This is a genomic window from Streptomyces sp. NPDC001194, assembly GCF_042896985.1.
Classification (GTDB): domain Bacteria; phylum Actinomycetota; class Actinomycetes; order Streptomycetales; family Streptomycetaceae; genus Streptomyces.
Window position 1 is genome coordinate 212,988 of sequence record NZ_JBIAXU010000005.1, and the last position, 17,881, is coordinate 230,868.

The following is a 17,881-nucleotide window of genomic DNA, read 5'->3' on the forward strand; positions in this document are numbered from 1 at the left end:
CCGGAAGACGGCCCTCAGGCGGCCGGGTGCTCGCAGAGCCAGTCGTAGGCCGCCTCCGCGCTGAAATCGCGCTGGCCGCCGCGGAACATCAGGCCGGCGCCGGTGAAGGCCGGGTCGTGGGCCGCTTCCGGCACGTACGGGATCGCCACGCAGGCCATCCCCGCCGCGTGGGCCGCCCGGGCGCCCGGGGCCGCGTCCTCGACGACCACGCAGTCGGCGGGGTCCGCGCCGAGGCGGCGGGCCGCCTCCAGGAACACGTCGGGCGCGGGCTTGCCGTGCGCCACCTCCTCGGCGGAGACCGCCGTGGTCAGCAGCGCGTCCAGGCCCGTCCCCGCCAGCACCGCGTCGATCGCCTCGCGCGAGGACCCGGACGCCACCGCCATCGGCACCCCCTCCGCGTGCAGCCTCTCGACGAACTTCCGCATCTCGGGGAAGGCCTCGGTCCCGTTCCGGGCCAGCTCCAGGTACGCGGCGTTCTGCTCGGCCAGCAGCTGCTCCACCGGGGCCCGGATCCCGTACCGGTCCCTGAGGATCTCCAGCGTCTCCAGGGTGCCGATGCCGATGAAGCGCGCGTGCTGCTCCCAGGTGAAATCGGGGACGCCGTGCCGCGCCAGGGTGCGGCGACCGGACTCGTAGTAGTTCGGCTCGCTGTCCACGAGGGTGCCGTCGAGATCGAATATGACGGAAATCATCCGCTCTGCCCGTCCTGCCGGTTACATACCTTTCCCAGCCATCCTGTCAGGGTTTGCGCGCCGCTCGTCCCACGGACTCCACCAGCGGCAGCAGACGGTGTGCGACGCGCTCGCGCAGCGCCACCTCCGTACGGGTGCGGACCACGCCCGGGAGCCGGATCAGCCGCTGGATCACGTCCTCGAGATGCGCGTTGTCCCGGGCCGCCACCCGGGTGAGCAGATCCCCGCCGCCCGTGATGGAGAAGGCCTCGATGATCTCGGGTACGTCGGCCAGGGCCTCGCCGACCTCGTCCAGGTGCCCCTGCGTGACCTCGATGTGCACGAAGGCCAGCACCGGATGCCCGAGCGCCGCGGGGGAGAGGAAGGGACCGGTGCCGGTGATCACCCCGGTGCGCTCCAGCCGGTCCAGCCGGGCCTGCAGGGTGCCGCGCGCGACCCCGAGGATCCGGGCGTACTCGCGGACGCTGGTGCGCGGCTGTTCGATCAGCAGACGCAGGATCCGGGTGTCGAGCTCGTCCACCGCCATGCCGCGACTGTACCAATGGCCCAGTGAGGTGCCATTGCGGCGGACCGTGCATCCGTGGGCGGCGGTCGGCCGGAATGCCCTTACGGGCACACGCCGAGCAACGGCGAGCAGCGGCGAGGAACCGAGGAACGGAGAGAGCGATGAAGGCCACCACCGGTCTGCACTGCCTGGTCACCGGGGCCACCGGCTACATCGGAGGCCGCCTGGTGCCCGAGCTCCTCGACGCGGGGCACCGTGTCCGCTGCCTGGCCCGGTCCCCCGAGAAGCTGCGCGACCACCCGTGGGCCGGGCACGCCGAGATCGTCCGCGGCGACGTCACCGACGCCGCGTCGGTCGCGGAGGCCCTGCGCGGAATCGACGTGGCCTACTACCTCGTGCACGCCCTCGCCGGCGGATCCGGATTCGAGGACCGCGACCGCTCGGCCGCCCGCATCTTCGCCGAACAGGCCCGTGCGGCCGGCGTCCGCCGCATCGTCTACCTCGGCGGGCTCACCCCGGCCGGGATCCCGGTCCGAGACCTGTCCCCGCACCTGCGCTCCCGCGCCGAGGTCGGCGAGATCCTCCTCGCCTCCGGGGTGCCGACCACCGTCCTGCGCGCCGCCGTCATCATCGGCTCCGGCTCGGCCTCCTTCGAAATGCTGCGCTACCTGACCGAACGGCTCCCCGTCATGGTCACCCCCAGCTGGGTCGGCACCCGCGTCCAGCCCGTCGCCGTCCGCGACGTCCTGCGCTACCTCGTCGGCAGTGCCGCCATGCCGCCCGAGGTGAGCCGCGCCTTCGACATCGGCGGCCCCGACGTGCTCACGTACGAGGAGATGATGCGCCGCTACGCCGTCGTCGCCGCCCTGCCCCACCGGCTCATCCTGCGCGTCCCGATGCTGACCCCGCGGCTGTCCAGCCACTGGATCGGCCTGGTCACGCCCGTACCGCGGGCCCTGGCCCGACCGCTCGCCGAGTCCCTGCGCCACGAGGTCGTGTGCGCGGAGCACGACATCGCGCGGTACGTACCTGATCCGCCCGGCGCCCCGATCGGCGTCGACCGGGCCGTGTCCCTGGCCCTGCGGAGGGTGCGCGAGGCGGACGTGACCACCCGCTGGTCCTCCGCCTCCCTGCCCGGTGCGCCCAGCGACCCGCTGCCGACCGACCCCGACTGGGCGGGCGGCAGCCTCTACACCGACCGGCGCGAACGCGCGGTCGACGCCTCGCCCGCCGCGCTGTGGCGGGTGGTGGAGGGCATCGGAGGGGAGAACGGCTGGTACTCGTTCCCGCTGGCCTGGGCCGTACGGGGATGGCTCGACCGGCTGGTCGGCGGGGTCGGCATCCGGCGCGGCCGGCGCGACGCGGCGCGGCTGCGGGTGGGGGACTCCCTGGACTTCTGGCGGGTGGAGGAGATCGAACCGGGCCGCCTGCTGCGGCTGCGCGCGGAGATGCGGCTGCCGGGACTGGCCTGGCTGGAGATGTACGCCGACCCGGCCCCGTCCCGGCCGGCGGACCGGGCAACGGGCGCCCGCTACCGGCAGCGGGCCCTGTTCCATCCGCACGGGCTGCTCGGCCACCTCTACTGGTGGAGCGTGTCGCCCTTCCACGCGGTCGTCTTCGGCGGCATGGCCCGCAACATCGCCCGCGCCGCGCGCAGCCTGGAGGAAGAGGCCGCCGCGACCGGATCGGCCGCGACCGGAGCCGCCGCGACCGGAGCCGCCGCATCCGAACGGCCGCCGGCCGAACGCCCCGCATCCGAACGCCCCGCATCCGCCGAAGTACCCGAAGACAGCCGTCCCCCCGGTCCCGACGCGGAGCGAGAGAACCCATGAACGTCGCGGTGGTCCTGTACACCTCCGACCTGCGCCTGCACGACCACCCGCCGCTGCGCGCGGCCCTCTCCTCCTGTGACCGGGTGGTGCCGCTCTTCGTCCGCGACCGGGCCGTCGACGCGGCCGGTTTCGCCGCGCCCAACCGGCTCGCCTTCCTCGCCGACTGCCTGGCCGACCTCGACGCCGGACTGCGCGAGCGCGGCGGCCGCCTGGTGCTGCGGTCCGGCGACGTCGTCGCCGAAGTCGGCGCACTGGTCCGGGAGTGCGACGCCGACGAGGTCCACATGGCGGCCGGGGTCAGCGGCTACGCCCAGGCCCGCGAGGAACGGCTGCGCGCCGCCCTCGAAGCCGAGGGCGTGCGGCTCTACGTACACGAGGCGGTGGTCACGGTCGCCGCCCCCGGGGCCGTACTCCCCGCGGGCTCCGACCACTTCGCCGTGTTCACCCCGTACTTCCGCCGCTGGTCCGAACTCCCGCCCCGTCCCGTCGCCGCCGCGCCGCGCTCCGTCCGCGTGCCCGAGGGCATCGGATCCGACCCGCTGCCGCGGCGCGCGGACGTGACCGGGGTCTCCCCGGGCCTCGCCCGCGGCGGCGAGCGCGAGGCCCGCGACCTCCTCAAGCGCTGGCTGCGCGCGGGCCTCTCCCGCTACGCGGACGCCCACGACGACCTGGCCGGCGACGCCACCTCCCGGCTCTCCCCGCACCTGCACTTCGGCACGCTCTCGCCCACCGAGGCGGTCCACCGTGCCCGCGCCGCCTCCGCGGGTCCCGCAGCGGATCCCGGCGCCGAGGCGTTCGTCCGGCAGATCTGCTGGCGCGACTTCCACCACCAAGTGCTCGCGGCCCGACCCGAGTCCGCCGCAAGGGACTACCGCGACCGCCGTGACCACTGGCGCACCGGGGCGGCAGCCGAGGAGGAGACCGAGGCCTGGAAGGAGGGCCGCACGGGCTACCCCGTGGTCGACGCGGCCATGCGCCAGCTCCGCCACGAGGGCTGGATGCACAACCGGGGCCGGCTGCTCACCGCCAGCTTCCTCACCAAGACCCTCTACGTGGACTGGCGGATCGGCGCCCGGTTCTTCCTGGACCTCCTCGTGGACGGGGACCTCGCCAACAACCAGCTCAACTGGCAGTGGGCGGCCGGGACGGGCACCGACACCCGGCCCAACCGCGTCCTCAACCCGGTGCGCCAGGGCCTGCGTTACGACCCGGCGGGACGTTTCGTGCACCGCTGGGTGCCGGAACTCGCCGGGCTGGAAGCGCCGAGGGTGCACGAGCCCTGGCGGCTGCCCGCGCCCGAGCGGGCCCGCTACGCCTACCCGGACCCGATCGTGGAACTCGCCGACGGGCTCGACCGGTTCCGGCGCGGACGTGACGCGGAGTGAGGCGGGCCCGTCCCCGGAGCCCTATCGTGAGCGGGTGGACCGTGTGCCCCAGACACCACCGCAGTCTCAGACACCACCGCAGCCCCGGACGCCACCCCGGCCCCAGGGGCCGCGCCAGTCCCCGCCCCGGCCCGCCGCCGCGCTGAGCACCGGCGCGGTCGCCCGCCGCCTCGGGGTCTCGCCGACCACGCTGCGCTCCTGGGAGCGCCGTTACGCGATCGGCCCGGCCCGTCGCGAGCCCGGCCGGCACCGCCGCTGGACCGCGGGGGACATCGCCCGCCTCGAGCTCATGTGCCGGCTCACCGCCGACGGGGTGCCACCCGCCGAGGCGGCCCGGGCCGCGCTCGGCGGCGCCCCCGGAGCGGGCGGCGCCGCAGCGGGGCCGACGGCCGCACCCGGCGGCCCCGACGCCCTGCCGCTCGGGGCGGTCCGTCCCGAGTGCCGGGGGCTCTCGCGGGCCGCCGTACGCCTGGACGCGCCGACCGTGGCGGAGCTGCTGGATGCGGCTCTGGCCGAGAACGGCCTGGTCACGGCGTGGGAGGAGGTCATCGCACCGACCCTGCACGCGGTGGGCCGCAAATGGGCCACCGCCGGGGAGCGCTACGTGGAGGTCGAACACCTGCTGTCCTGGCAGATCTCGGCGGCGCTGCACCGGATCCGGCCCCTGCCCGAGCCGCCCCGGAGCCCGCCGGTGCTCCTCGCCTGCGTCCCCGGCGAGCAGCACAGCCTCCCCATCGAGGCGCTGACCGCGGCCCTCGGCCAGCGGGGCGTGCCGGCCCGGATGTTCGGGTCCGCCCTGCCCGCCGAAGCCCTGCACGACGCCGTGCGGCGTACCGGCCCGCGCGGCGTCGTCCTGTGGGCGCAGTCCCGGACGACCGCCGACCCGGCGCTGGCCCGGTCGGTGGCGGGCATCGAGTGGGGACTGCGCGGGGCCCGGACCCGTCCGGCGCTGCTGCTCGCCGGACCCGGCTGGGGAGCGGATGCGGGAGGGCCGCGCACCGAGCGGCTGTTCGGGCTGCGCTCGGGCCTCGCGGTCATCGAGTCGCTGGCTCGGCCGAGGGCAGGGACCGGCGCAGCCGGTGCAGAGCCCGCCGCATATGGCTCTTGACGGTGCCCAGCGGCAGCCCCGTGCGGTCCGCGATCTGCGTCTGGGTCAGGTCCCCGTAGAAGGCGAGGTGCAGCACCCTCCGCTGCTCCGAAGGCAGTCGGGCCAGCTCCCCGAGGACCAGTACCCGGTCCAGGACCTGCTCCGCCTCCTGGAGCGCCGGACCCCCGGTCCGCCCGGCCGTACCCGGGGAGGCGCCCACGGCGGCCGCGGCGGCCGCGGCCGCCCGGGCCCGCCGGGTCCGCGCCTCCAACGCGTCCGCCACCTTGTGGCGGGTGATGCCGGTGATCCAGGCCCCCAGCCCGCCGGGGCCGGGCCGGTAGCGGAGCCGGCCGTGCCAGGCGGCGAGGAAGACCTGCTGGGTGACGTCCTCGGCCTCCCGCTCGTCGCCCAGGAATCGGTACGCGATCGAGTGGACCAGCGGCCGCCAACGCCGGTAGACGGCCTCCATGCACCCCTCGTCCCCCGCCGCGAAGCCCGCCGCCAGGTACTCCTCGGGCGTCCTCTCGTCCATGGCCTCGTCCATGGTCCGAGCCTGGCGAGCGCGCCCCGGATCGGCCACTCGCAGCGTTTGCGCATCGATTCCGGCGGCCCGACCGGCCGACGCTGCACCCGCCACCGGGCGGCTCAGAGCGCGTGCAGCCTGGGCTGGGGCAGATAGGCCAGGGCCACCGCCAGCACCAGGGCGGCCGGCGGCACCAGCAGCCAGTTCACCGGCCAGCCCGCCCGCACCAGCAGCGCCCCCGCCATCCCGCCCGTGAACATCGCGAGGACGGCCGCGGCCCGCCGCGCCCACGCTCCCGTCCCGTACCCGAACGCGCCGTCCTGCCCCAGGGCGGAACCGCCGAGGAAGGAGGTCATGGACCGGGTGACCAGAGTGGTCGGCAGCCCGGGCACGTTCACCCGCATGCTCGTGACGTTGCGCATGCCCATCGTCGCGGCCAGCACCGCCGCCACGGCCATGTGCCGCCCGGTCGGCTCCCCGTAGTGAGACGCCAGGTTCCAGCCCGCCCCCGCCGCGACCAGGATCAGGCCTCCCTCGATCCCCAGGCCGATCACGAACCAGCGCCGCCCGAGCGCCTCCGACGCGCCTTCGAGCCGGGCCCCGCACACCGCCCCGAGGGCGAAGGCGGCCAGCGACACCGCGGGGGCCAGGGCGGGCAGGCTCCCCTCCCGTACCGCCCCGAAGGCCAGGAACAGCACGTTGCCGGTCTGCATCGCCGTGAACACCGGACCGAGGGCGAGCAGGCTGACCGCCTCGATCATCCCGGTCACGAAGGTCAGTACGACCAGCAGCGCCGTCAACGGCGGCAGCCGTGACGGGTGCGCGCTCACGTCCATGACGCCCGACAGTGACATGCCGTGCGAATCCTCCGGCGCCGACATGCCGAAGGGCTTAGGGTCCGGAGCATGAGCGACCTGCTGCTGGTGAGGCACGGTGAGACGGCTTGGAGCGCCAACGGGCGCCACACCGGACGGACCGACATCCCGCTGACGGCGGCCGGGGTCGAGGAGGCCATCTCGCTGGCCCCGTACTTCCGCGACCGGCACTTCGCCCTGGTGCTGACCAGTCCGCTGCGCCGGGCCGTGGCCACGGCCCAACTCGCCGGACTGAGCGGCGGAGTCACCGACCCCGACCTGTACGAATGGGACTACGGCGGTTACGAGGGCGTCACCACGGCCGAGATCCGGCGGACCCGGCCGCACTGGTCTCTGTGGACCGACGGCGTGCCGCCCGGCGACGCCGAACACCCCGGTGAGAACGCCGCCCAGGTCGGCGCCCGCGCGGACCGGGCCCTGGCCCGGGCCGCCGAGGTGCTCGCCGAGGACCGCGGAGACGCCGTCATCGTCGCCCACGGCCACTTCCTGCGCGTCCTGACCGCCCGCTACCTGGGCCTGCCCCCGCAGGACGGCCGGCTCTTCCTCCTGCGCACCGGCACCGTCAGCATCCTGTCCACCGAACACGGCCTCCCGGTGATCGCGGGCTGGAACACCCACCCCTGAGCCCGTCCCCAGGTCCCGCGGCCGTCCCCGTGGGATTCTGAAACCGTGCGAGCCCTTGGGGAACTCGAACGGGAACTCCGGACGGGCACCGGCCCGGTGCCGGCGGCCGCGCGCCGCGCCGTCCGGACCACGTTCGCCTCCTGCACCGGCTTCTTCGTGTTCCTGTACGGATTCGACCGCCCCGTCGGCGCCACGTACGCCCTCTTCGGCGCCGTCTCCCTGGCCGGGCTCGCCCGGATCCCGGGCACCGGACGGCAGCGCGCCGCCGTCATGGTCAGGCTGATCCCGGTGGCCTGCTTCCTGGTGACCCTCGGCACCTTCCTCGCCGTGCGGACCTGGAGCGCCGTCCTCGGCATGGCGGTCGTCGGCTTCTGCCTGGCCTTCTCCGCGGCGGCCGGACCGCGGGCGGCGGGCGCCGCGCCCGGCCTCCAGCTGCTCTACATCCTGCCGAGCTTCCCGCCGTACCTGCCGCACACCCTCGGCGAGCGGCTCGGCGGCACCCTCGCCGGCCTCCTCCTGCTGATCATCGCCGAGGCGTGGATGCTGCCCGACCCGCGCGTGCCCACGTACAGGGAGCGGGCGGCGGGCGCCGTGGCCGAGGCGGTCCGGTGCGCCGCAGCGCTGGAGCGGCCGCCGTACGTCATGACCGGTCCCGCGTCCGACCGCGCCCGGGCGGCGGCCGAGTCACTGCGCTCCTCCCGCGTCCCGGAGGCGGAGCGTCCCGCCGGACCCGGGCTGCGCGAGCGGGCCCTCGTCCACACCGGACTGGCCGCGCGCACCCTGCTCTCCCGGCTGCGGAACCTGCCCGGGCCGGCGCCGGGGCGGGAGCCGAGACGGGTGGGGATCGACCTCCTCGACGCGGTCCGCGCGTCGGCGTGCGGCACCGCGACCCTGCTCCACGACGGGCGGCCGCCCGCCACGGACTCGGCGGAACTGCTCCGGCTGCGCGCCCGCAACTCCCGCACCCCCGCCGACCTGCCCGAGTCCCGCCGCCGGCAAGCCGCCCTGCTGGAGGTCGCGGACGCCACCGTGGCGCTGCGCACGGCCGCGGAGATCGCCGTGCACGGGCGCGGGGCGCATCCGGACGCGGACGCGGCGGACCGGTTCTGGTACGTCCGGCAGAGCGCCGTCCGCCTCTGGTGGCACCGGCTCGCCGCCCACACCGGCCCGCGCTCGGTGTACTTCCAGAACGCCGTACGGATCGCACTGGCCCTCGCCGTGGCCCGTACCGTGGCCGGGATCGACTCCCTTCCGCACGGCTTCTGGGCGATGCTCGCCGTCGTCAGCCTCACCCGGACCACCGCCGTGCAGACCCGGGGCACGGTGCGCAGCGCACTCATCGGCACCTGCGTGGGCGCGCTCGCCGCCGGCACGGTCCTCGCCCTGGCCGGCGGGCAGACCACCGTGTACGCGATCGCGCTCGTACCGCTGATGCTGTTCACGTTCACCGCCGGGCCGGTACGGGGCGTGGGCTGGTCGCAGGCCCTGTTCACGCTGGTCGTCTCCGTCGTCTTCGCCCAGCTGTCCCGGGTCACCTGGCAGCTGGCCGAGGTCCGCTTCCTCGACGTGCTCATCGGCAGCTCGATCGGCATCGTGTGCGGGCTGCTCGCCTGGCCGCGCGGGGCCCAGGACGAGCTGGGCCGGGCGGTCGCCCGGATGCTGCGCGCCTGCGCCGACGACGTCGAGTCGACCACTGCCGTGGTCACGGCGCAGGGGCGGCCGGCGGAGCCGCCCGGAGACGAGGAGCACCGGGTCCGCCTCACGCTGGTGATGGCCGAGTCGGCGTACGCCCAGTACCAGACCGAGACGCAGCGCCCGGCGGGTCCGGGCCCCGACTGGCAGGCCGCGGTGATGACCGGGCACCACGTGCTCTGGGGCGGCGGGCGGGTCCTGGGCAGCGCGGACGGGACCCCGCTCGCCCCCGGCGAGGCGGCGGGGCTGCAGGAGTACGCGGCCCGCGTCGCGACGGCGCTGCGCCGCGCGGCGGCGGTCGCCGACACCCCGTACAAGACCCGGGAGGGCCGCCCACCGGGCGGCTCGGGGACCCTCCTGCCGGACGCACTGCCCGCGCCCGGCGAGGCGGCGCCGCCCGACGCCGGGCTCGCGTACTTCGCCACGACGGCCTGGCTGGACTCCCTGACGGCGGACCTGGAGCTCATCGACGCGAGCCGGGCAGCGGCCCGCGTCCGGGACTGAGCGTCCGGACCGGGGCGTTTTCGGCCGTTTCCCGGCCGCCCGCCCGGGCAGAACTCCACGGAGTCCGGGCCGGCCGGGCGGCGCAGATCACGGAGCGAGGGTGACGGTGGGGGAGCCGAAGAAGCGCGGCACATCCGCGGCAGAGGTCTTCGACGACGTCGGCGCGCGGTACGAGGAGGTGTTCGCACGCGTCCCCGGACAGCTCGCCGCACTGGACTGGCTCACCGCCCGCCTCGCCCCCGGCGCCCGCGTACTGGACGTGGGCAGCGGTACGGGCCGGCCGACCGCCGAGGTGCTCGCCCGGGCGGGCTGCGCGGTGACGGGCATCGACGTCTCGGCGCACATGGTCGACCTCGCGCGCTCCCGGGTCCCGCAAGCCCGATTCGAGCAGGCCGACGTCCGCACGTACACGCCCTCGGAGGGCGCCTTCGACGCGGTGTGCTCCTTCTTCCCGCTGCTCGTGATGGGCCAGCGGGAAGTGGCCGGGGCCCTGGCGCGGATGGCCTCCTGGGTGGCGCCCGGCGGGTTCCTCGTACTGGCCACGGTGCCGGGGGACATCAGCGACCTCGACATCGTGTGGATGGGTCACGAGGTCACCGTCAGCAGCCTTTCCCCGGCAGAGCACCTGCGGCTGCTGGGCGAGGCCGGGCTGGTGGTGCTGGAGCACCACACCGCGCTGTTCCGCCCCGAAGGCGCCGAGCCGGAGGAGCACTTCTACTGCCGCGCGCGCCGCCCGGCCTGAGCGGGCGGGCGCCGGGCGCTGGTCCGTTGGCCGCGGGTGGCCGAAAAATACCCTCCGGTACTGGGCCGATGGCCCAGTGATGCGGAGCTGTGTTGAGCCAGTGGGCCTTCGGATGCTTATCTGTGTCGTATCCATGTACTTACGGCGCCGCGCAGCGCCGGGCGGCAACGAGGCCGGTCCGGAGCGCGGTGCCTTCGCCGTGCCCGCCTGCCGCCCACCACCCCCGGGCGGACGCCGGACCGGCGCGCACCACTGCAAGGGGGGCGGCACACCGCCGTGAAGAGGATGTTCGTGGCTCCGGATCCGGGGCGCCTGAGAATGCGGAACTCGCTGCGGGCGGTGCTGGGCATCGGGCTCGCCGTCGCCGTGTCCGAGGTCTGCGGCCTCTCCCTCACCGCCTCCATCACCGGCGGGCTGGCCGCCCTGCTGACCCTGTTCACCGTGCTCGACCCGACGGTGCGGGCCCAGCGCGTGACCAGCGCCCTGCTGCCCGTCGCCGGATTCCCGGTCCTCGCGCTGGCCACCACCCTCCACGGGACGCCGCCGGCCCGGGACGCCGCCTTCCTCGCCGTGGTGTTCGCCGGGGTCTACGCCCGCCGCTGGGGGCCGCGCGGGCACGCCCTCGGGATCTTCGGCTTCATGATGTTCTTCGTCACGCAGTTCCTGCACGCCGTACCCGGCCAGCTGCCCGAGCTGTACGCCGCCGTCGGGCTGTCGCTGCTCTCCGCGGGAGCGGTGCGGTTCGTCTTCTGGCCGATCGAGCGGCGCACCCCGCCGCCGGCCGCGCCGCCGGGCCTGCCCGGCACCGGCCTGGCCCGGCCGACCACGCGGCAGGCCTTCCAGGCCACCGCCGCCTGCGCCTTCGCGCTCGGCATCGGCCAGGCGCTCTCCGACGACCGCTGGTACTGGGCCGTCGGCACCGCCTGGTGGATCTTCGTCAACACCGCCTCGCGGGGCGAGACGCTCGTCCGCGGGTTCCGCCGGGTCGTGGGCACGGTCGTCGGCATCGCCGCCGGGCTGCTGATCGCCGTACCCCTGCACGGCGCGCCCGCGCCCACCGCGGCCCTCGTCGCCGTATGCGTCTTCGGGATCTTCTACACCGCGGCGCCCTCGTACTCCTGGATGATGTTCTTCGTCACCGTCATGGCCGGACTGCTCTACGGACTCCTCGGCGTCCTCCACCCCGGCCTGCTGCTCCTGCGCTTCGAGGAGACCGCGATCGGCGCGCTGGGCGCGGCCCTGGCCGTGGTGCTCGTCCTCCCGGTGACCACGCACGCCGCCAACGACGCCTGGATCCAGCGCGCCCTGCACTGCGTACGGGCCTCCACGGCGGCCGCCCTCGACCGCCTCGCCGGGGACCCCGAAGCCGATCCCGCCCCGCACGCGGCAGAACTGGAACTGCTGCTGGCCCGGGTACGGATGGCCCTCGCGCCCCTCGTCCACCCGCTGAGCCCGCTGCGCGCCCGCAAGGCCCGGGCGCGCCAGGTCCTCGCGCTGCTCGACGACTGCGCCCGCGAGGTGCGCGGACTGGCGGCCGTCGCCGCCGACCCGCAGGCCTCGCACGACGCCCGGCTGGCCGCCGCCTGCTGGCGGGTGGAGACCGCCGTCGAGGCGCTGACCGCCCCGAGGGCCACGACAGAACGAGCCGTTCCGGCCCATCCCCGGCCGGCCGGCTCGGAACCGGCCCTCGCGCACCTGCACGGCCTGGAGCACGCCCTCGCAGCCCTGCACGCCCCCCTGCGCACCGACCCGCGCGCCCCCCTCGCCGTCGGCGCCTGACCCCGCCCCGTCCGCGATCCGCGAGGTCAGGGCCCTGATGGCGGCGGATCCTACGCCCCGCCGGGCCCCCTCCGCAGGGCAATGGCCCGAAGATCACCCGGTGGAGTTGTTCCGGCCGCACGTGCGGTATGCCTCTGACCTGCGACATGTACAACGGGTGTCTGTGGGTAGCACGTTCATCCGGCACGTACAGGGTGGATCTGGTCGGACAGGGGGTAACCGCCCGGGATGGAAATACTTCAACAGCGCTCGACCACAGCCCAAGTGTGGGAAGCGGCCGAGGAGTTCATCCGACTCTTCCACCGGGAGAGTCCGCAGGCGGGTGATCCGCGGGCCCGGCTCGCCGCCGTGCGGGCCGAGCTCGCCGACACCGGAAGCTACCGGCACACCCCGCAGGAGCTCGTCCACGGGGCCCGTGTCGCCTGGCGCAACAGCAACCGCTGCATCGGCAGGCTGTACTGGAACTCGCTGCGGGTGCGCGACCGCCGCGAGCTCACCGACGCCGACGAGATAGCCGCCGAGTGCTTCGAGCACCTGCGCGACGCGACCAACGGCGGCCGGGTCAGACCCACCATCACCGTCTTCGCCCCGGACGCTCCGGACCGCCCCGGCCCGCTGATCTGGAGCGAGCAGCTGGTCCGGTACGCCGGATACGGCGACCACCACTCCGTCACCGTGGGCGACGCCCGCAACGCACCGCTCACCGGCGCGCTGCTCGGCCTCGGCTGGACCGGCGGCGCGGGCACCCCCTTCGATCTCCTGCCGCTGGTGGTCCAGGGCGTCGACGACAAGCCCCGCTGGTTCGACACCCCCGCGGACGCCGTGCTGGAAGTCCCGATCGAGCACCCCGACGACGCCGGCTGGGCCGGCTGGGGGCTGCGCTGGCACGCCGTACCCGCCATCTCCAACATGTGCCTGGAGATCGGCGGCATCCACTATCCGGCCGCGCCCTTCAACGGCTGGTACATGGGGACCGAGATAGGCGCCCGCAACCTCGCCGACACCGACCGGTACAACCTCCTCCCCGCCGTCGCCCGGCGCCTCGGCCTCGACACCGCCAGCGACCGCTCGCTGTGGAAGGACCGCGCGCTCGTCGAGCTCAACCGGGCCGTGCTGCACTCCTTCGACCGGGCCGGGGTCACCATCGCGGACCACCACACCGAATCCCGGCGCTTCCTCAGCCACATGGAGCGGGAGGAGCGCAAGGGGCGCGAGGTGGGCGCCGACTGGTCCTGGATCGTGCCGCCGATCTCGGGCTCCGCGACCCCGGTCTTCCACCGCACGTACGAGGACCGGCCCAGCTCGACGGCGTACGTGCACCATCCGGGTGCGCGGGAACGGGCCCAAGGGCGGGATCTGGTCTAGACCCTTCTGTTACCGTCGGCTCCGCACGGATCGATCCGGACGGTGGAGAGGGGATCTTGTGGACGGCACCGAAGGTGCGGACGGCAGCGACCGGAGCGGCGGACTGCGAGCCCACATCGGCTCGTTCACCTCGGGAGGCGGCCGCGGCATCACCACCGCGGCCGTGGACCCGGCGACCGGTGCGCTGACCCTCCTGTCCGCCACCGACGCGCTCGCGGACCCCTCGTACCTCGCCCTCGACCGGGCCGCCGGGGTGCTCTACGCCGTGAGCGAGACGGAGCGCGGCGCGGCCGCCGCCTTCCGGTCCACCCCCGAGGGCCTCACGGCACTCGGCCCCGCCGTCCCCGTGGGCGGCTGCGGACCGACGCACCTCAGCGTGGCCGGACGCCGGCTGCTCACCGCCAACTACACCTCCGGCAGCGTGAGCAGCCTGCCGATCGCCGCGGACGGCAGCCTCTCCGGGCCCGCTTCGGTCCTCGCGCACGAGGGCTCCGGCCCCGACACGAGCCGTCAGGAACGGCCGCACGCCCACCAGGTGCTGCCCGATCCGAGCGGTCGCTGGGTGCTCAGCGTGGACCTCGGCACCGATTCGGTCCGGGTCTGCGCCCCGGACCCGGCCACCGGGGCGCTGCGCCTGCACGGCGAGACCGCGCTGCGCGCCGGGACGGGCCCGCGCCACCTCGCCTTCCACCCCGGCGGCGAGGTGGCCTACGTCCTGCACGAGCTGGAGCCGCAGCTGACCGTCTGCCGCTGGAACGCGGACTCCGGGCAACTGGATCCGATCATCGAGGTTCCGGTCGCGCCTGTGGCCCCTCCGGGGGCCGTACGGGCCTACCCCTCGGCCGTGGTGGCTTCGCCCGACGGCCGCTTCGTGTGGGCGGCCGTGCGCGGGGCCGATGCCATCGCCACCCTCTCGCTCGCCGACGGGGCCGAGAAGCCGCAGCTCACGGGCAGCGTGGACTGCGGCGGCAGCTGGCCGCGGGACCTCGCCGCCGACCCCTCGGGACGCCGGCTGTACGCGGCCAACGAGCGCTCCGGTGACGTCACCTGGTTCGACGTCGACCCGCTCACCGGCCGCCCGCGCCGGGCCGGCTCGGTGGCGGTGCCCGCCGCGGCCTGCGTGGTCTTCGCCTGACCCGGCCGTACGCGCAGGCACGGACGAGGGCCCGCGCCCCGGGAGTCGAAACCCGGGGCGCGGGCCCTAGGGGGTGTCTTGTCGATCAGGCCGGGTCAGGGAGCGGTGGTGGGCGCCGTGGATCGCAAGGCGGACGAGGGAGTCGACGCGGAGCGTCGGCGACCGAGGACAACGCGGCGAGGCGCGGTGCCCACCACCGCGAGCCCGGCCTGATCGGCAAGACACCCCCTAGTACGAGCGGATCCGTGCGGGATCAGTGGGCGGCGGCACCCTGGGCGAGGCCGAGGGCCGCGGAGTACTGGGTGACGACCAGCTTGCCGAGCGCCGAGTAGGCCCCGAGCACCTCGGCGGCCGCGCAGTCGGCCTCCTTGCAGGCCGTGTCCAGCAGCCCCTCGGCGGCCTCCGGGCCGATCAGGTAGGGAGCCAGCGCGAGCTGCGTCGAGCCCTCGCTGCGCAGCTGCTCGGCGACCGCGGCCACCGAGCCCTCCTGGTCGAGCGCCGCGGCCTTGACCGGCACCGCGAGGCGCGCGGCCAGCAGCATGCCGGTGACCGCGGCGGCCTGCACGGCCTCGTCGCCACCGGTGGTGGCCACGATGATGCCGTCGGCGGCGGTGGTGACGGTGAACAGCCGGGCGCGGTCGGCGCGGGCCAGGCCGGCCTCGGAGAGCCGTACGTGCAGGCCCTCGGCGAGCAGCGGGTGCGGGCCGAGCACCTCGGCCAGCTCGACCGCGGCCGAGGAGTCCATGACGGCCTGGCGCATCCGGCGCAGCAGGTCGGCGTCGGGGCCGGCGAGCAGCGGGACGACCACGGCGTCCGGGCCGGTCGGCGCGGGCACCTCGTGGCCGGCGGCGCGGGCGAACTCCGCGCGGGCGATGCGCTCGGCCGCGACCGAGGTCAGGACACGCGAGAGGGCCGGGAGCTCGGAGCCGTCGGCGTCATCGCCCTCGAGGAAACCGATGCGGGCGTCGAGGCCCGGCAGCTCGGAGCGGCCGATGCTGATGATCTCTTCCGCGAGTCCCCGAGAGGCGGCGGAAGGGGCACCGGGCACGGCGAGCACCAGCGCGGGCGCGCCCTCGGGCGCCACCGCGGGCTCGGGTCGGCGGTGCCGTCCGGCAGGGCGGGGTCGCGGCATTCGTACGGGCAGGCCATTCGCGGGCCCAGTGGGGGAGCTCATGGCGCCGCATGCTACTGGCTTATCGGAACCGAGTGTTCGGGCAGGGCCTCAACGGGCGGCTTCTGTCCGTATTTATCCGGTGAATGTCGTATACCGTTCAACCGAAACGTCAACCCGCGGCCGGAAGTCGCCAGTCCACCGGCTGGGCTCCCTGGCGGACCAGCAGGTCATTGGTCCTGCTGAACGGCCGCGAGCCGAAGAAGCCCCTGTCCGCGGACATGGGGGAGGGGTGGACGGACTCCACGGCCGGCAATTCGCCGAGCAGCGGCCGCAGATTGCGGGCGGCGCTGCCCCACAGGATCGACACCAGGGGCTTGCCACGCGCGGCGAGCGCTCGGATCGCCTGCTCGGTGACGCTCTCCCAGCCCTTGCCGCGATGCCCGTTGGGCTTGCGCGGGGCGGTGGTGAGGGAGCGGTTCAGCAGCAGCACACCCTGCCGGCTCCACGGGGTCAGGTCCCCGTTCGCCGGACGGGGCACCCCGAGGTCGGCGTACAGCTCGCGGAAGATGTTGTCGAGGCTGGGCGGCCACGGGCTGACCTCGGGCGCCACCGAGAAGGACAGGCCCATCGCGTGCCCCGGGGTGGGGTACGGGTCCTGGCCGACGATGAGCACCTTCACCTCGTCGAAGGGCTGCTGGAAGGCGCGCAGCACGTTCGCCCCGGCGGGCAGGTACGTCCTCCCCGCCGCGATCTCGGCGCGCAGGAAGTCGCCCATCGCGGCGATCTGCGCCGCCACCGGCTCCAGAGCCCGGGCCCAGCCCGGCTCGACGATCTCGTTCAACGGTCGTGCTGCCACGGCGAGTCACTCTACTGGCCGATCGGGCGGGGGACGACCGCCGCCCGTACGCACAGGACGTCGGGCAGGTGCTCGGCCATGAGCCGCCAGCTGTCCCCGTCGTCCCGGCTGGCGTACAACTCGCCGTTGCGGTTGCCGAAGTAGACCCCCGCCGGGTCCCCGTCGTCCGTGCACAGGGCGTCCCGCAGCACCGTCCCGTAGTGGTCCCCGGCCGGCAGCCCGCGGGTGAGCGGCTCCCAGGTCGCGCCCGCGTCCCGGGTGCGGAACACCCGGCACCGGTGCTCCGCCGGGACCCGGTCGGAGTCGGCGTTGAGCGGGAAGACGTACGCGGTTCCGGGCCGGTGCGGGTGCGCCGCCACGGCGAAGCCGAAGTCGGAGGGCAGTCCGGCGCCGATGTCGGTCCACCGGGCCCCGCCGTCGTCGCTGCGGTACACGCCCCAGTGGTTCTGCAGGTACAGCCGCTTCCGGTCACCGGCGTCCCGGGCGATCTTGTGCACGCACTGGCCGAACTCCGGATGCGGATCCGGCAGGAACACCGCCGAGACGCCTTCGTTGGACGGGGTCCAGCGGGCGCCGCCGTCCCGGGTGCGGAACACCCCGGCGGTGGAGACCGCCACGGTCACCGCGGCGGGGTCGGCCGGATCCGTGAGTACGGTGTGCAGTCCCTCACCGCCGCCGCCGGGCACCCAGCTCCCCCGGCTCGGGTGCTCCCACAGCGGCCGGACCAGCTCGAAGGACTCCCCGCGGTCCGTCGAGCGGAACAGGGCGGCGGGCTCGGTCCCCGCGTACACCACGTCCGGCGCCTCGGGGCCGGCCGGATGCAGCTGCCAGACCCGCTCCAGGGAGGCCCCGGTGTCCTTCGGGAACTTCACCGCGGGGGCGGCGGGCTCGTGCCAGCTCGCCCCGAGGTCGTCGGAGCTGAACACGGAAGGCCCCCAGTGCGAGCTGTCCGCGCCGACGAGCAGCCGGGGCGCGGGGCCCCGCCGGTCGATCGCGACGGCGTACACGGCCTGGGCGTTGAAATGGGGCCCGTCGAGCTCCCAGGGGCCTTCACCCCGCCTGCGGCCGATGAACAGCCCCTTGCGGGTCCCCGCGAGCAGGATCACATCCGACATGATCGACACCTCCGGACTTCGTCGTCCCGGCCGTCGTGCTGCGTACCGTTCCCGCC

General features: G+C 75.0%; 16 protein-coding genes. 9 read left to right on the forward strand and 7 right to left on the reverse strand.

Going from position 1 to position 17,881, the window contains the following annotated elements; all coding sequences use genetic code 11:
• Positions 1–14: 14 nt before the first annotated feature.
• Both ACFY1T_RS14740 and ACFY1T_RS14745 read right to left on the reverse strand, forming a co-directional pair.
• A complete protein-coding gene (locus ACFY1T_RS14740; RefSeq protein ID WP_390788443.1) occupies positions 15–692 on the reverse strand; it encodes an HAD family hydrolase in 678 nt (225 codons plus the stop codon).
• A gap of 46 nt (positions 693–738) precedes the next feature.
• Positions 739–1,218 carry an Lrp/AsnC family transcriptional regulator gene (locus tag ACFY1T_RS14745; RefSeq protein ID WP_390788444.1) on the reverse strand — a complete coding sequence of 160 codons (480 nt, stop codon included), beginning with the start codon at positions 1,216–1,218 and terminating at the stop codon, positions 739–741.
• A 140-nt stretch (positions 1,219–1,358) separates the two neighbouring features.
• Between ACFY1T_RS14745 and ACFY1T_RS14750 the strand changes: the two genes are divergently transcribed.
• The 3 genes from ACFY1T_RS14750 (at position 1,359) to ACFY1T_RS14760 (ending at position 5,522) form a co-directional block, all read left to right on the forward strand.
• Complete coding sequence (locus ACFY1T_RS14750) at positions 1,359–3,029, forward strand: SDR family oxidoreductase (protein ID WP_390788445.1); 1,671 nt, start codon at positions 1,359–1,361, stop codon at positions 3,027–3,029.
• Positions 3,026–4,414 (forward strand): cryptochrome/photolyase family protein, encoded by a 1,389-nt coding sequence (locus ACFY1T_RS14755; RefSeq protein WP_390788446.1) that lies wholly within the window; start codon positions 3,026–3,028, stop codon positions 4,412–4,414. Before ACFY1T_RS14750 ends, ACFY1T_RS14755 begins: the two co-directional genes overlap by 4 nt.
• 142 nt (positions 4,415–4,556) lie before the next feature.
• The gene (locus ACFY1T_RS14760) at positions 4,557–5,522 is read left to right on the forward strand and encodes a MerR family transcriptional regulator (protein WP_390788614.1); all 966 of its coding nucleotides are present in this window, start codon (positions 4,557–4,559) and stop codon (positions 5,520–5,522) included.
• On the opposite strand, the gene ACFY1T_RS14765 is transcribed toward ACFY1T_RS14760, so the two are convergent.
• The gene (locus tag ACFY1T_RS14765; protein ID WP_390788447.1) at positions 5,449–6,045 is read right to left on the reverse strand and encodes an RNA polymerase sigma factor; all 597 of its coding nucleotides are present in this window, start codon (positions 6,043–6,045) and stop codon (positions 5,449–5,451) included. The two genes, ACFY1T_RS14760 and ACFY1T_RS14765, sit on opposite strands and share 74 nt — an antisense overlap.
• Before the next feature lie 101 nt (positions 6,046–6,146).
• The gene (locus ACFY1T_RS14770) at positions 6,147–6,878 is read right to left on the reverse strand and encodes a YoaK family protein (RefSeq protein WP_390788448.1); all 732 of its coding nucleotides are present in this window, start codon (positions 6,876–6,878) and stop codon (positions 6,147–6,149) included.
• Between the two features lie 51 nt (positions 6,879–6,929).
• Here ACFY1T_RS14770 and ACFY1T_RS14775 point away from each other — a divergent pair, with 51 nt between their 5' ends.
• The 6 genes from ACFY1T_RS14775 (at position 6,930) to ACFY1T_RS14800 (ending at position 14,740) form a co-directional block, all read left to right on the forward strand.
• Positions 6,930–7,523 carry a histidine phosphatase family protein gene (locus ACFY1T_RS14775; protein ID WP_390788449.1) on the forward strand — a complete coding sequence of 198 codons (594 nt, stop codon included), beginning with the start codon at positions 6,930–6,932 and terminating at the stop codon, positions 7,521–7,523.
• A gap of 45 nt (positions 7,524–7,568) precedes the next feature.
• Complete coding sequence (locus tag ACFY1T_RS14780) at positions 7,569–9,719, forward strand: FUSC family protein (protein WP_390788450.1); 2,151 nt, start codon at positions 7,569–7,571, stop codon at positions 9,717–9,719.
• Positions 9,720–9,819: 100 nt separating this feature from the next.
• Positions 9,820–10,461, forward strand: a complete 642-nt coding sequence (locus ACFY1T_RS14785) for a class I SAM-dependent methyltransferase (protein ID WP_390788451.1) — start codon at positions 9,820–9,822, stop codon at positions 10,459–10,461.
• A 285-nt stretch (positions 10,462–10,746) separates the two neighbouring features.
• Positions 10,747–12,240 carry an FUSC family protein gene (locus tag ACFY1T_RS14790; RefSeq protein WP_390788615.1) on the forward strand — a complete coding sequence of 498 codons (1,494 nt, stop codon included), beginning with the start codon at positions 10,747–10,749 and terminating at the stop codon, positions 12,238–12,240.
• Between the two features lie 228 nt (positions 12,241–12,468).
• The gene (locus ACFY1T_RS14795; RefSeq protein ID WP_030860463.1) at positions 12,469–13,605 is read left to right on the forward strand and encodes a nitric oxide synthase oxygenase; all 1,137 of its coding nucleotides are present in this window, start codon (positions 12,469–12,471) and stop codon (positions 13,603–13,605) included.
• 58 nt (positions 13,606–13,663) lie between these two features.
• Complete coding sequence (locus ACFY1T_RS14800) at positions 13,664–14,740, forward strand: lactonase family protein (RefSeq protein ID WP_390788452.1); 1,077 nt, start codon at positions 13,664–13,666, stop codon at positions 14,738–14,740.
• Positions 14,741–14,993: 253 nt separating this feature from the next.
• On the opposite strand, the gene ACFY1T_RS14805 is transcribed toward ACFY1T_RS14800, so the two are convergent.
• The 3 genes from ACFY1T_RS14805 to ACFY1T_RS14815 form a co-directional block, all read right to left on the reverse strand.
• Positions 14,994–15,914, reverse strand: a complete 921-nt coding sequence (locus ACFY1T_RS14805; protein ID WP_390788453.1) for a sirohydrochlorin chelatase — start codon at positions 15,912–15,914, stop codon at positions 14,994–14,996.
• A gap of 109 nt (positions 15,915–16,023) precedes the next feature.
• Positions 16,024–16,710 carry a uracil-DNA glycosylase gene (locus tag ACFY1T_RS14810; protein WP_030860457.1) on the reverse strand — a complete coding sequence of 229 codons (687 nt, stop codon included), beginning with the start codon at positions 16,708–16,710 and terminating at the stop codon, positions 16,024–16,026.
• Positions 16,711–16,721: 11 nt separating this feature from the next.
• Entirely contained in the window at positions 16,722–17,825 is a 1,104-nt protein-coding gene (locus ACFY1T_RS14815) for a WD40/YVTN/BNR-like repeat-containing protein (protein ID WP_390788454.1), read from the reverse strand.
• Positions 17,826–17,881 lie beyond the last annotated feature (56 nt).

Excerpts from the sequence above, each read along its gene's own strand:
- ACFY1T_RS14740 (WP_390788443.1), bottom strand. The coding sequence starts at position 692 with ATGATTTCCGTCATATTCGATCTCGACGGCACCCTCGTGGACAGCGAG.
- ACFY1T_RS14745 (WP_390788444.1), bottom strand. The coding sequence starts at position 1,218 with ATGGCGGTGGACGAGCTCGACACCCGGATCCTGCGTCTGCTGATCGAA.
- ACFY1T_RS14750 (WP_390788445.1), top strand. The coding sequence starts at position 1,359 with ATGAAGGCCACCACCGGTCTGCACTGCCTGGTCACCGGGGCCACCGGC.
- ACFY1T_RS14755 (WP_390788446.1), top strand. The coding sequence starts at position 3,026 with ATGAACGTCGCGGTGGTCCTGTACACCTCCGACCTGCGCCTGCACGAC.
- ACFY1T_RS14765 (WP_390788447.1), bottom strand. The coding sequence starts at position 6,045 with ATGGACGAGGCCATGGACGAGAGGACGCCCGAGGAGTACCTGGCGGCG.
- ACFY1T_RS14770 (WP_390788448.1), bottom strand. The coding sequence starts at position 6,878 with ATGTCACTGTCGGGCGTCATGGACGTGAGCGCGCACCCGTCACGGCTG.
- ACFY1T_RS14775 (WP_390788449.1), top strand. The coding sequence starts at position 6,930 with ATGAGCGACCTGCTGCTGGTGAGGCACGGTGAGACGGCTTGGAGCGCC.
- ACFY1T_RS14790 (WP_390788615.1), top strand. The coding sequence starts at position 10,747 with ATGTTCGTGGCTCCGGATCCGGGGCGCCTGAGAATGCGGAACTCGCTG.
- ACFY1T_RS14795 (WP_030860463.1), top strand. The coding sequence starts at position 12,469 with ATGGAAATACTTCAACAGCGCTCGACCACAGCCCAAGTGTGGGAAGCG.
- ACFY1T_RS14805 (WP_390788453.1), bottom strand. The coding sequence starts at position 15,914 with ATGAGCTCCCCCACTGGGCCCGCGAATGGCCTGCCCGTACGAATGCCG.
- ACFY1T_RS14815 (WP_390788454.1), bottom strand. The coding sequence starts at position 17,825 with ATGTCGGATGTGATCCTGCTCGCGGGGACCCGCAAGGGGCTGTTCATC.